This window comes from Curtobacterium sp. MCSS17_008, assembly GCF_003234185.1.
Lineage (GTDB): Bacteria > Actinomycetota > Actinomycetes > Actinomycetales > Microbacteriaceae > Curtobacterium.
Map to the genome: position 1 here is coordinate 145,186 of NZ_QKSM01000004.1, position 12,850 is coordinate 158,035.

The 12,850-nt window shown below is 73.2% G+C and carries 8 protein-coding genes; 4 read left to right on the forward strand and 4 right to left on the reverse strand.

All coding sequences use genetic code 11. The annotated features are described in order from the left end of the window. Positions 1-58: 58 nt before the first annotated feature. On the reverse strand, positions 59-919 hold the full coding sequence (locus DEJ23_RS06375; protein ID WP_181429150.1) for a VanZ family protein: 861 nt from the start codon (positions 917-919) through the stop codon (positions 59-61). 271 nt (positions 920-1,190) lie between these two features. On the opposite strand from DEJ23_RS06375, the gene DEJ23_RS06380 reads away from it, so the two are divergent. The 3 genes from DEJ23_RS06380 (at position 1,191) to DEJ23_RS06390 (ending at position 7,727) form a co-directional block, all read left to right on the forward strand. Continuing rightward, complete coding sequence (locus DEJ23_RS06380) at positions 1,191-1,520, forward strand: hypothetical protein (RefSeq protein ID WP_111239439.1); 330 nt, start codon at positions 1,191-1,193, stop codon at positions 1,518-1,520. Positions 1,521-1,618: 98 nt separating this feature from the next. Next, positions 1,619-1,948, forward strand: coding sequence for a hypothetical protein (locus DEJ23_RS06385; RefSeq protein ID WP_146240208.1), 330 nt, complete (start codon positions 1,619-1,621; stop codon positions 1,946-1,948). A gap of 247 nt (positions 1,949-2,195) precedes the next feature. Further along, the gene (locus tag DEJ23_RS06390; RefSeq protein WP_111239441.1) at positions 2,196-7,727 is read left to right on the forward strand and encodes an S-layer family protein; all 5,532 of its coding nucleotides are present in this window, start codon (positions 2,196-2,198) and stop codon (positions 7,725-7,727) included. Positions 7,728-7,893: 166 nt separating this feature from the next. Here the strand turns inward: DEJ23_RS06390 and DEJ23_RS06395 are convergent, their stop codons facing one another. Next, positions 7,894-8,625, reverse strand: coding sequence for an SOS response-associated peptidase (locus DEJ23_RS06395; protein WP_111239442.1), 732 nt, complete (start codon positions 8,623-8,625; stop codon positions 7,894-7,896). A 181-nt stretch (positions 8,626-8,806) separates the two neighbouring features. Continuing rightward, positions 8,807-9,481 (reverse strand): hypothetical protein, encoded by a 675-nt coding sequence (locus DEJ23_RS06400; RefSeq protein WP_111239443.1) that lies wholly within the window; start codon positions 9,479-9,481, stop codon positions 8,807-8,809. A gap of 195 nt (positions 9,482-9,676) precedes the next feature. On the opposite strand from DEJ23_RS06400, the gene DEJ23_RS06405 reads away from it, so the two are divergent. Continuing rightward, complete coding sequence (locus tag DEJ23_RS06405; protein ID WP_111239444.1) at positions 9,677-10,066, forward strand: YchJ family protein; 390 nt, start codon at positions 9,677-9,679, stop codon at positions 10,064-10,066. Between the two features lie 54 nt (positions 10,067-10,120). On the opposite strand, the gene DEJ23_RS06410 is transcribed toward DEJ23_RS06405, so the two are convergent. Beyond that, entirely contained in the window at positions 10,121-12,796 is a 2,676-nt protein-coding gene (locus DEJ23_RS06410; protein WP_111239445.1) for a M60 family metallopeptidase, read from the reverse strand. Between the last annotated feature and the right edge of the window lie 54 nt (positions 12,797-12,850).

Here is a 12,850-nt window from a genome sequence, read left to right on the forward strand (position 1 = left end):
CCCCCGGCACCTCGGTGCCGGGGGTTCCGTCTCGTCTGCGGGCAGAGTGCGCAGCACGTCAGCCGCGCCGCGCCCGCCCCAGCACCACGATCCCCACCAGCACCCCGAGCACCGCTCCCGAGGTGTTCGCCAGCACGTCGTCCACCGACGCGAACCGCGCCGGCAGGAACAGCGCCTGCACCGTCTCGATCGCGCAGCTCGCCACGAGGCCGCCCAGCATGCCGACCCACCACGCACGCGCCCCGAAGAGCAGCAGCACGAAGAACCCGAACGGCACGAAGAAGAGCACGTTCGCCGTGAACTCCACCGCGTCGTACCCGAGCCACCCCGGCGCCCCGAGTCGCTGCCCGGCCGCGATCGCCCGAACCAGCCACGGATGCACCCCGCCGTCGACCGGGGATCCCGCCGTCGCCACCAGGACCACCACGACCCCGTAGGTGGTCGCCAGGGTCCACGCCACACGCCGCGTCCGTCCGGACGCGTGCGCAGCCCGCTCCCGCGCGCCCCACGCCGCGTCGAGCAGTGCCCCCAGGGCCACGCCGACGAGTCCGGCCAGTGCCACCGAGCGGAACCGGTCACCGGGGGCGGACGCCTGGGCAGCGGCGACGCCGGCGAGCACCAGCACGACGGCACCGCTCGTGAGCGCGCGTCGCCGCACTCCGGCCGGCCGGGAGGCGCGGTTCGCCGCCGCCAGCACCAGCGGCAGCGGGGCGGTCGCCAGGCTCACCAGCATCGCCAGCACGAAGCGGTCGTCGAGTGCGAGCGTGCCGTGTCCGAGCGCGCGCAGCGCGCCGACGGCGCCCACCAGCAAGGACCGCAGCCGGTCTGCGAGGCCGGGCACGAGCAGCACCGTGACCACGATCACGACCGCAGCGGACACCACACTCCGCACGAGCGTGGTCCTCGTCGCGGTCCCCATGGGAACCAACGCTAGCGGGCCGCGCCTCCCGGCCGGTGGGCGGTTCCGCGAGCGGCGGGACGCACGACGAACCGGTTCATCCACGAAACGAGTACCCCGATCCGCGCCCTGTACCCCGTTCGTGTGTCCCCCATCCCCGGAAATCCGGGGCTGTACCCCGATGTGCATGCGCGGAAACCGTGAAAGCGCGGGCATCGCTGGCGGAGCCGGGGGACGTTCTCGTACGGTTGTCCCGTCAGCAGATGTACCCCGGATCGCGAAGGAGAGCGACATGAGCACCACGGTCAACACCGACACCCGCGCCGAGGTCACCCTCGACACCGACACCGTCGACGTCATCGCGGTCCTCGAGGCCGAGGCGGAGCACTCCGGCCGCGCCGCACGTGCCAAGACCACCTGGACGCAGGAGGACGACGGCGAGTGGGTGGCCAACTACGGCGGCTACTTCGGCGGCAGCGTCGACAAGCGCGACGGCCGGTACGTCGCCTCCGACACCTTCGGCCTCGTGGTCGGCGACTTCGCCACCCTCGAGGAGGCCCAGGCCAAGCTCGCGGACCAGCTCCACGTGATGCTGCCGTCCGTCATCCGACCGGTCGCGTAGTGCCTGACGACCATCCCGAGCCGCTCGCGGCCAGCACGACCAGCACCACCAGCTCGACCAGCACCGTCCAGTACCGCAGCAGCACGAGGAGCAACACCATGAGCACCAGCGTCACCAGCAGCCACCAGGCCGAGGTGACCGTGGACACGGCGACCATCGAGGTCATCACCGGCATCGCCGCCGGCGTCGTGTCCCCAGACGCACCGGCCCGGGCGCACGTCGTCTGGTCCGAGGCCGACACGGGGCTCTGGGCGGCCAACTACGGCGGCTACTACGGCGGCGTGATCGACCAGCAGGGCGCGCACTTCTTCGTGTCCGACACCTTCGGGCAGTACGTCGGTGACTTCCGCTCGCTGCACGAGGCGCAGGACCGCCTCGCCGAGTGCCTGCACGACCTGCTGCCGGACGTGCGCCGCACGCTCGACTGACACCGGGACCATCCAGACGGGAGGCCCGGATCACCTCCGCCACACGGCGGACGTGATCCGGGCCTCCCGTTCGTGTCCGGGGTACATCCGATGACCCCAGAACGGGTGGTCCCCCCTACTGGGGACCCGCGATGTCCCCTCCAACGCTCAGGGTTCTGCCAGGATCGAGACGACGCCAGCGACCGTCCCCCTGCACGGACCGTCCACTGAGCCTGGTGTCGGCATCGTCTCGACCCGAAAGTGACTCATGCTGCCTGTGCACCAGGGCACCGCTGTGCCCGGTGACGACCTCGCAGGTCGTCGCCCCCTGTCCGATCGCCGGCCCGGCCGCCGCCTCGTCGCGATGCTCGGCACGGCGCTGCTCGTCGGAGCCGGTGTCTCCGCGACCACCGCGGTCGTCGCCGCCGAGCCTGCTGCCGCCGTCACCGCGCTGAGCAACGGGCGCCTCGTCTGCGACCAGAACACGCTCTACGCGGTCAACGCCGCGGGCAAGGTCGTCGCCGTCGACATCACGCAGGGCTCGACCGCCGGCCAGAACGTGCCGGTCACCGACCTGGGCACCGAGGGCAACAACGGTCTCGGCATCTCCCGCGAGGGCGTCTCGATGTTCGGAGCGTCGAACGGCGGCAGTGCGACGATCAAGCAGTACGACCCGAAGACCGGACAGGTGCTCGCCACCATCCCCACCGACGGCGTCCACTCGGTCATCCGCGGTGCGGTCAACCCCGTCACCGGCATCTACTACTACGGTGACTCCACCAGGATCTGGGCGTACGACCCGACGGCGGGGAAGACCCTCGGCCAGGTCGGCACCCTGACCGGCATGACGACCACGAACTCGGCCGGTGGCACGAGCGTGAACGGCGACTTCGCGTTCAGCTCGCGCGGTCTCATGTTCGTCGTCGCCGCGCACAAGGTGTACCGCGTCGACACGACCGAGCTGCCGACGACGTCCATGCCGGTGAGCGGCCGTGCCCTCAGCACCACCGAGATCGGTCAGCTGCCGAGCGGCACGAACAGCCCCGGCATCGCGTTCTCGTCCGACGGGTACCTCTACGTCTCGTCGACGGCGACGGCCAACAACGTCAGCACGACGACCGTGTACCAGCTCGACCCGACCTCCGGCGCCGAGATCCGCCGTTTCGCCGTCTCGGGCAACTTCGGCGCGACCGACCTCGCGACCTGCAACTACGCGGACACGCTGACCGGACAGGCCTCCGTCGACGACCGGTGGAAGGACACCGACCAGTTCACCCTCGCGATCGCGGGCGACGGCATCAAGACCACGACGCCCGGCGCCTCCGGCACGACGACGGGCACCGCCACGGGCGTCCAGCCGAAGACCGCCGGCGCGCTCCTCACGACCCCGGACAAGGACTACACGGTCACGCAGGAGCCGGCCGGCACCACCGACCCGGCGCACTACCGCACGACGTGGCAGGCGGTCGACCTGTCGACCAAGCGCACCGTCGCGACCGGCAGCGGCGGCACGGCGACGTTCCGCTTCCCGCAGGCGGCGACCGCCGACGGCACCGACGTGGTCGTCACCTTCACCAACACGCTCGAGCTCACGCACGTCGCGACCAAGCCCGACTCCTACCGCACGCCGGTCGGCACACGGCTGGTCGTCCCCGCCGACGGCGTCCTCGGCAACGACTCCGGCACCGGCCTGACCGTGCAGTCCGCCGGTACCCCGGCGCACGGCTCCGTGACGACCTCGGCCGACGGCGGCTTCACCTACACGCCGGCGACGGGCTTCTCCGGGACCGACCAGTTCACCTACACCGCGGCCGACGGGTCCGGGCGGACCGCGACGAGCACCGTGACGGTGACCGTGTCGCCGACCGGCGCCGACGACGCCTTCTCGGTGCGCGCGGGGGCGACGACGACGGCGGACGCGGCCACGGGCCTCCTGGCCAACGACAGCGGCAGCGACCTGACCGTCACCGGCCACACCGACCCGGCCCACGGCACGCTCGTGCTCGGGAAGGACGGGTCGTACCGCTACACCCCGGCCCAGGGCTTCTCGGGAACCGACTCCTTCACGTACACGGCGACCGACGGCAACGGCACGACCACCACGGCGACCGTCACCGTGACGGTCCTGCCCTCGGCCGCTCCCGACACGATCACCGTCACCGCCGGCGGGCCGACCACCGCTGCGGCACCGGGCCTGCTCGGCAACGACCAGGGCAGCGGCCTGACCGTCACCGGCTCGACGCAGCCCGCACACGGCACCGTCAGCGTCGGGAAGGACGGCTCGTACACGTACACCCCGGCCGACGGCTGGTCGGGGGAGGACTCCTTCGACTACACGGTCACCGACGGCAACGGGAAGACCGACACCGTCACCGTGTCCGTGCTCGTACGCCCCGCGGCGACCGACGACACGATCACCGTGGCCGCCGGCGGCACCGCCACGGCGACGACCCGCGCGGACGGCGTCCTCGGCAACGACCGCGGCACCGACCTGACGATCCGCTCGAACACGCAGCCGACCCACGGCGCGCTGACGCTGCACCCCGACGGCACCTACACGTACGTGCCCGCGACCGGGTACTCCGGCACGGACACCTTCACGTACCAGGCCACCGACGGCGCCGGCACGGTCGTGAGCGGCACCGTCACCCTGGTGGTGATGCCCACGGCAGCCGCGGACGACGCCGTCACCACGGCGAACGAGCCCGTCGCGATCGACGTGGCCGGGAACGACACCGGCACCGACCTCACGCCGAGGGTCGCCACGGCCCCGGCCCACGGCACCGCGGTCGTGGACACCGACGGCACCGTCGGGTACACCCCGGTCCGCGACTGGTCCGGCACCGACACCTTCACGTACACGGTGACCGACGGCTCCGGCCGTACATCGGAGCCCGCGACCGTCACGGTCGCGGTCTCGCCGACCGCTCGTCCGGACGACACCGCCACGACGGCCGGCACCCCGGTCGCCGTCGCGCTGACGACCCTGACGGGCAACGACTCCGGCACCGGGCTGACCGTCACCGGCGTCGGCAGGGCCACGAACGGCACGGTCGCCCTCGACGGGGACGGCAACGCGGTCTTCACGCCCGCCGACGGCTTCTCGGGCACGGGCACCTTCTGGTACGACGTCCGTGACGCCTCCGGCCGCACCGACTCCACCTGGGTCGTCGTGGTCGTCGGCCCGCAGGCGTCCGCCGACGCCGCGTCCGTCCCGGCGTCCACCACGCTCACCGTCTCGGCGGCCGAGGGCGTGCTCGCGAACGACGAGGGCACCGGCCTGACCGCGGAGGCCGGCGAGCAGCCGCTGCACGGCACGCTCGAGCTGGCTGCGGACGGCTCGTACACGTACACGCCGGCCACCGACTGGTCCGGCACCGACCGCTTCACGTACACGGCGACGGACGCCGACGGGGAGACCTCCACCGGCCTGGTCGAGATCACCGTCACGCCCCGCACCGAGGACGACCGCATCCGCACGACGGCGGGGCAGCCCGTCACGGTGACCACGGGTGACCTGACCGGCAACGACCACGGCTCCGGCCTCGTCGTCACCGGCGTCGGCCGGCCCAGCGCGGGCACCGTCGTGCTGAACGCCGACGGCACCGTCACCTACACCCCGGCTCCGGGCACCTCGGGCGGGGCGACGTTCTCCTACGACGTCACCGGCGCCGACGGACAGCAGGCCACCGGCACCGTCACCGTGACGACCACGCCCGTGGTCGCCGCGACCGACGCCGACGCCACCGCCGACGGCACCCTCGTCGTCCCCGCGGACGAAGGCGTGCTCGAGGGCGCGACCGGCACCGACCTCGGCGTCACCGGCAACACCGAGCCGGGTCACGGCACGGTCGAGGTCGGGAAGGACGGCTCGTACACGTACACGCCCGACACCGGCTACTCCGGCAAGGACACCTTCGACGTGACGATCACCGACGGGTCGGGCGGCACCACGACCGGCACCGTCACGATCACCGTCGCGCCGAAGGCCGTCGAGGACACCGCCACCACCACGGCGGGCACCCCGGTCGACGTACCGGTGACCGCGAACGACAAGGGCAGCGCGCTCCGGGTGACCGGGGTCGGCACGGCCGCGAACGGCACCGTCCGCGTCGCCGGCACGGGCACCGACAGCACCGGTGTGACCTACACGCCCGCCGACGGCTTCTCCGGCACCGACACGTTCACCTACACGGTGACCGACGGCACCGGCTCCACCGCGACGGCCACCGTCCGCGTCACCGTCGCACCCACCGCGGCCGACGACGTGCTGCAGACCCCGTCCGGCACCGCCCTGCCGCTCGGCGGGACCGTGCTGACCGGCAACGACCGCGGCACCGGGCTCACCGTCACCGGCCACACCGCACCGCGCCGCGGCACCGTCACCACCGCGGCCGACGGCGCCCCGGTCTACACGCCGACCGCGGGATGGTCCGGCACCGACACCTTCACGTACACGGTCACCGACGCCTCCGGGCAGACCGCGACCGCGACGGTCACGGTGCTGGTCGGCAACGTCGCGACGGCCGACCGCGGCACCACCACCACGAACTCCACCCTGCGGATGTCCGCGGCCTCCGGCGTGCTGACCGACGACTCCGGCGCGGGGCTGTGGGCGAAGCCCGACCGGGAGCCGCGCCACGGCACCGTCGAGCTCGGCAAGGACGGCTCGTACGTGTACACGCCGGCGAAGGGCTTCTCGGGCACCGACACCTTCACGTACACCGCGGTCGACGCCGAAGGCTCCACGGCCACCGGTCTCGTGACCATCACCGTCACCCCGGTCGCGGCCGACGACCGCACCCACACCGCCGCCGGCACCCCGGTGACGGCGGTCGACCCGGGGGTGCTCGGCAACGACCACGGCTCCGACCTGCGGGTCGTGTCCGCCGGCACCGCGCACCACGGCACCGTGCGGATCGCCGGCGCGGGGACCTTCGTCTACACCCCGGAGCGGGGCTTCTCCGGCACGGACACGGTCACCTACCGCGACCACGACGCCGAGGGCCAGACCGCGGACGCCACCGTGTGGATCACCGTCGCGATCGACGCCGTCGACGACAGCGCACGCACGGTCGCCGGCACCGCGGTCGCCCGTGACGCCCGGCACGGTCTGCTCCGCAACGACCAGGGCGCCGGTCTGACCGCCGCCCTCGACCGGAAGCCGGCGCACGGCACGGTCTCGGTGCAGTCCGACGGCTCGTACCTGTACGAGGCCGCGGACGGGTTCACCGGCACCGACCGGTTCACCTACACGGTGACCGACGCGTCCGGCCAGGACACGACGGCCACCGCGGTCATGACGGTCGTCGCGGCCGCCACCGCCGCGGACGACTCGGCCACCGGTGCCGTGGACCACGCGGTCAGCGTCCGCCCGACCGACAACGACCACGCCAGCGGCGGCGCGCACTTCCTGCCCGCGACCCTGCACCTGGTCGACCCCGCCACCGGCGCACCGACCGACCGCGTCGTCGTCGGCGGCATGGGCACCTGGCAGGTCGAGCGAGGGCGAGTCGTCTTCACCCCCGAGCACGGCTGGGCCGCCCGCACCTCGATCGACTACACCGTCCGGGACAGCGCGGCGCAGCTGGTCCGGGCGACGATCGAGGTCTCCTACCCGACCGGGATCGCCGCGGTGGCCCACATCGCGAAGCTCGCCTTCACGGGCGCCACCGGGCTGGTCGGCCTCGGCCTGGCAGCCGCCGCGATGGTCCTCGCCGGGGCGTTCCTGGTGGTCCGGCGCCGGTCCGGCGACGGCTCCGCCGTCACGACGGGGGTGCGGCGCCGCTCCGGGTCCTGATCCGCGGGTCCCGACCCGCAGCACCGGGCGGGAGGCCCGGAGCACGTCAGCCGACAGGCGCACGTGATCCGGGCCTCCCGTCCGTCGCGCGTGGTCGCGCCCGGTGGGTTGCCGCGCGTCGCGCCGTGCTCAGGCGACCAGGGGTCGACCGCGCGTCGCGCCGTGCTCAGGCGACCGGTTCGATGAGCTGCGGGCCGTCGTTCCGGACGCTGTTCACCGCACGCGAGACCTCGTACTGCTCGAGCCCCGCCGCGACGGCGAGCGACTCGTGGTCGAGCAGGGCGAGCAGGTCGTCGGTGCCGAGGCCGCCGTCGAGCCAGTCGTCGTAGCCGTCGGGGGTGAGGAACGCCGGCATCCGGTCGTGCACCTCGCCCGGTGCCACGTGCGCATCACGCGTGATGATCGCGAGGGACAGCCGCCACTTGTCGGGGTCGTCCTCGGGCTTGGTCGGGTCCGGCCAGGCGCTCACGACGCCGGCCATCGCGAGCGCGCCGCCCGGCTCGTGGACGAAGTGGGGTTCCTTGCCGTCCTCGCGCACGACCCACTCGTAGTAGCCGAGCGCCGGCACGATGCAGCGGTTCGTCGCGAACGCGCGCTTGAACATGCCGCTCGTCGCGACCGTCTCGATGCGGGCGTTGATCGGCTTCGGGCGCTGCTTCTGGAAGTCCTTCGCCCAGCTCGGCACGAAGCCCCAGCTGATCTGCGGGAGCTCGCGCTGCCCGTGGCGCTGCCGGACGGCGTACACGGGGTCCGTCGGGGCGACGTTCCAGCTCGGAGCGAGGCCGGCGTGCACCTCGCCGGTGTCCTCGTCGACGTGCTCGGTGCGCGCGGCGAGCTCACCCACGAGCTCGGGCAGCAGATCGGCCGTGGTGTCGGAGACGACGAACCTTCCACACATGCGCCCAGTGTGCCCCGCGCGGCCGACAGTGGTGCGGGTGCGTGTGCGGGTGCGGGTGCGGGTGCGGCGCGAGCACTCTCTCACCGTGGCCCGCGCGCCGTCCATGGAGCAGAAGACGTCGGGTCCGGTCGCGCCACTCGACGTCTTCTGCTCCACGGACGCACGGCGACCGGCCCGGGAGCTACTCGGGGAGGTCCAGCTTCGAGCCGTGCGGTGTGCGGCGCCACGGAGGTCGGTGCTTCGGGGCCGGCGGATCGGTCTCGAGGGCAGAGAGCCGCGCGCGCTCCGCCCGACCGAGACGGACCACCATGTCCGGCAGCAGGAGCAGGTACACGAACGGCCACAGGACGACGAACACCTCGACCTGTCCGGCGGCCAGGCCCGCCGCGCCTCCGCTCGCCACCCCGAGCAGCAACGGCCCGAGCCGCGAGAGCCGCCGCACGAGTCCACGCTGCAGGAGCGGCACGTCGTTCAGGACGTGCTCGCGGTCCTCCGGGTCGACCGGGCGCGCTCGGCGTTCCAGGTACGGCTGGACCGACGCCCGCACGGACAGTTGCCCGTCGGGACGGATCTGACGTCCGTTGATCCGCAACTCCGGGCCGACCTCGCGCGCGGTCGGGAAGCACGAGTAGGCGATCGCCCAGACCGCGAGCGCCGAGAACGCGATCGTGAGCACGGAGCGGACGACGCCCGCTCCCGCCGAGCCGGACGGCCGGTCGACGACCGCGAGCACGACGAGCCCCGCGAGCGCCACGATGGCGATCGCTCCGGCGATCCAGGCGGCACGACGGGCACGGGCGGGGTCGACGACCTCTCCGAGGCGCCCGCACAACACCTGCCAGCCGAGCCGGAACACAGGTCCCTTCTACCCCGCACGGCTGCGAGCACCCGCCGCCCCGCCGCCCCTGCCGCCCCTGCACCCGCCCGGCCCGCTGAACATCGGTGTTCGTCGTGGGAACACCGCTTCCCGGGTGTTCGCAGCGGAAACACCGGTGTTCAGCGGGATAGGCCGCCCGGCGGGAGGGGTGCGCGCCGCTGCTAGCGTGCCGGGGTGGTCCCCGAAGACGAACAGCGCTGCCCCTGCCTGAGCGGCAACCCCTACGGCGAGTGCTGCGGGCCCCTGCACGGCGGCGCGGCAGCACCCACGGCCGAGCGGCTCATGCGCTCCCGGTTCACCGCGTTCGCCCTCGGCCTGCCCGAGTACCTGCTCCTGACCTGGCACCCGCGCACCCGCCCGGACGAGCTGACGCTCGACCCGGCCCAGCGCTGGACCCGCCTGGACATCGTGTCGACCCGGGCAGGAGGCCCGTTCGACTCCCGCGGCACCGTCGCCTTCCGCGCGTGGTGGCGCACCGACGACGAGCGCGGCACCCTCGAGGAGACCAGCGACTTCGTGCGCGAGCAGGGGCGCTGGTACTACCTGGACGGCGTCGTCGCCTGAGCGTGCCGCGGTCGTCGTCGGTCCGGTACGCCCGTCAGCGGCCGGGCACCTCGCTCAGCGGCCCGGTACCTCGCTCAGCGGGACGGGGACGAGCGCGTCGCCCTGGATCCGGAACGCCTGCTCGACGGCCGAGCTCTGCGGGATCGCGGTGTCCTCGCTCCAGCGCTGCAGGCGGTTCTGCGGCTCCCGGTGCATGAGCACGAGGTACTGCCCGTCGCGGTACTCGGTGCCGTCGAGCTCGCGAGCGAACCGGTAGCCGTACTCCTTGCCGCGGGTGGTGCTCGACGCGACCGTGGTGCCGTCCGCGGCGACGAGGTCGGCACCGAAGTAGTGGGCGTCGCCGTAGCGGCTGTGCGCAGCCGCGTGTTCGGTCACCGCCACGGAGAGCCGTGACCGTGAGGGGTCGAGTGCGAGGCCGTTGATCCAGTTGTCCGACGAGCCGAGGAACGAGACCATCGTGCCGCGGCGGACGTCCACCGCCGAGGCGTACGCGTGCACCGAGCCGTCGCGCTCGACGACCTCCGCCACGGCGCGTCCGGTACCGCGCCCGATGGTCGGCGCCACGACCGCGGTCCGCCCGCGCGAGGTCCCGTCGGCGAGCGTCACGTCGGCGTCGATGCTGTCGCCGAGGGCGTGCTGGCCCCACACCGCGGTGCCGGACGCCGTCACGGTGCTGTCGCTCACCGTCCGGGAGACGAGGTGCTCGACGCGGTCGGTCGGGCGGTGCCGGTTCGTGCTGATGTCGAACGACGGTGCCGGGTACCGCCGGAGCTGCTGCCGGGTCTCCGCGGTGAGACCGAAGCCCCACGCGTCGAAGAAGCCCGACAGGTCCTGGCCTGCGACCTGCGCGGCCCGGAGGGCGAACTGCTGCTTGCGGGCGTCCGTGTCGGTCGCGCTCGGGACCGGTGCGCCGAGCAGCCGCTCGACCCGGAACTGCTCGGCCAGGCGCGGGAAGAAGTCCTCGCCGTAGGCCCGCCGCAGCTGGTCGAACATGAGCAGGCGCACCCACTGGCCGGCTTCGTCGAACCGCCGCTGGTCGACCGGCTGCCGGAAGAAGGTCTCGATGCCGGCGGACTGCTCGTCCAACCGGTTCACCGGTCCCTGGTTGACGAGCTCCTGGTTCGCCAACGCCGGGACGTTCACGGAGACCTCCATCAGGCCCGACCAGTTCATCCAGTCCGGCTGGTACGTGTGCCCGACCTCGTGCCAGAACGCCCACTGGTCCTTCGGCGGCCGGGACAGCAGGTGTGCCATGGAGCCGGACCGGTTGTGGAAGGTGATGCGGTCGTGCGTGGCACTGGCGTAGGCGGCCCCGTCGTCGGGGTTCGTCACGAGGACGCGGTGCGGCGCTCGCCCAGCCGTGCCGGTCGCGGTCCGGTCGAGACCGAACACCGCGTCGGTCTCCGCCACGAACCGCTCGATCATCCGGATGCGTGGTGCTGCGTCGATGCCCTTGTCGATCAGGTTCCGCTGCAGCACGGGCTTCTGCACCTCGAGCATGACGTCGTCGCCGACGAGCATCGCGAACGGCGCGTCGAACTCGGCGACCTGCCGTTCGAACGTCGCCTCGTCGCTCTCGCCCTCGACGAAGGTCGCGACGGCGTCGCCGCCGGTCACGGTGACGACGGTGGTGCGGGAGCCCGCCGCCGACCGGTCGCGCAGGTACACGAAGCCGTCGATCGGCGCGGTGACGGTGTTCGTGCCGGGGTGCAGGTCGAAGGCTCGGGCGCCCGCGTTGCCGCCGCCGTTGCGACCGCTGTACGTCCCGTGGAGCGAGACGACGGCCTGGAGGCCCGTCACCCCCTCCGGCACGTCGAACCGGACCGGCGTCCCCGCCGTCACGAAGCGCCCGGTCGGGTCGGTGTTCGCGTGACGGAACTGCCGGCCCTCCGCGGCACGCGCCTGCTCGGCGTCGCCCCGGGCTTGCACCGGCGCGGTCGAGGCGTCCGCGCGGACGTCGAGGCGGGCCGGGGCGACGGGCTCGGGTGCCGTGGTGACGTCGACGGTGGTTCCAGGGCCGGTGTTGCCGGCGGCGTCGCGAGCGACCACCTCGAAGCGGTACCCGGTGCCCGGCGCCAGATCGGTGACCGTCGCCGACGTGCCGCTCGTGGTCACCGGGTCGGCGCCGCGGCGGCGGACCTCGTAGGACGAGACCGCGTGGTCGTCGGTCGCGGCGCTCCAGTCGAGACGGACCTCGGTCGTGCCGACGGAGGTGGTCCGCAGGTCGCCGACGGCGCTCGGCGCGGTGGTGTCGGCGGGCTCCTCGGGCTCACCCGGTTCGTCGGGCTCGCTCGGCTCGTCCGGGTCGTCCTCGCTGCACCCGCTGACCGCGGTGGCCTCACCGAGCGTGCACGACTCGACGCCGGGCACCGTGCTGCCGTCGCCGGTCAGCCCGAACGACACGTCGGCGGTCGCGCCGGCGGCGAGGGGCTGCGTCGAGGCGATCGTGACGCGGTCGCCGTCCTGCTCGGTCGTGGTCATCCACGACGCCCAGTTCTGGAACGACCCGCTCGGCACCCGGAAGGTCAGGCGCCAGTCGGACGCCGAACGACCCTCGTTGCGGACGACGAACCGGCCGCCGGCGTACCAGGTCGTGGCGTCGGACATCTCGAGCGACGCCGACAGCTCGGGCGTCGTGCTCGCGGCGGAGGGGGTGACGTCGGCGCAGAGCGCGGCGAACGCCAGCGCGCCGGCGGTGGCTGCGACGGCAGCCGGACGGAGTCGGGACATGGGTGCTCTCCTCGGATGACGGGGGTTCCATGCTGCGCAGCGGGTGGCGACCAC

Excerpts from the sequence above, each read along its gene's own strand:
- DEJ23_RS06385 (WP_146240208.1), top strand. The coding sequence starts at position 1,619 with ATGAGCACCAGCGTCACCAGCAGCCACCAGGCCGAGGTGACCGTGGAC.
- DEJ23_RS06380 (WP_111239439.1), top strand. The coding sequence starts at position 1,191 with ATGAGCACCACGGTCAACACCGACACCCGCGCCGAGGTCACCCTCGAC.
- DEJ23_RS06375 (WP_181429150.1), bottom strand. The coding sequence starts at position 919 with ATGGGGACCGCGACGAGGACCACGCTCGTGCGGAGTGTGGTGTCCGCT.
- DEJ23_RS06390 (WP_111239441.1), top strand. The coding sequence starts at position 2,196 with ATGCTGCCTGTGCACCAGGGCACCGCTGTGCCCGGTGACGACCTCGCA.
- DEJ23_RS06410 (WP_111239445.1), bottom strand. The coding sequence starts at position 12,796 with ATGTCCCGACTCCGTCCGGCTGCCGTCGCAGCCACCGCCGGCGCGCTG.
- DEJ23_RS06395 (WP_111239442.1), bottom strand. The coding sequence starts at position 8,625 with ATGTGTGGAAGGTTCGTCGTCTCCGACACCACGGCCGATCTGCTGCCC.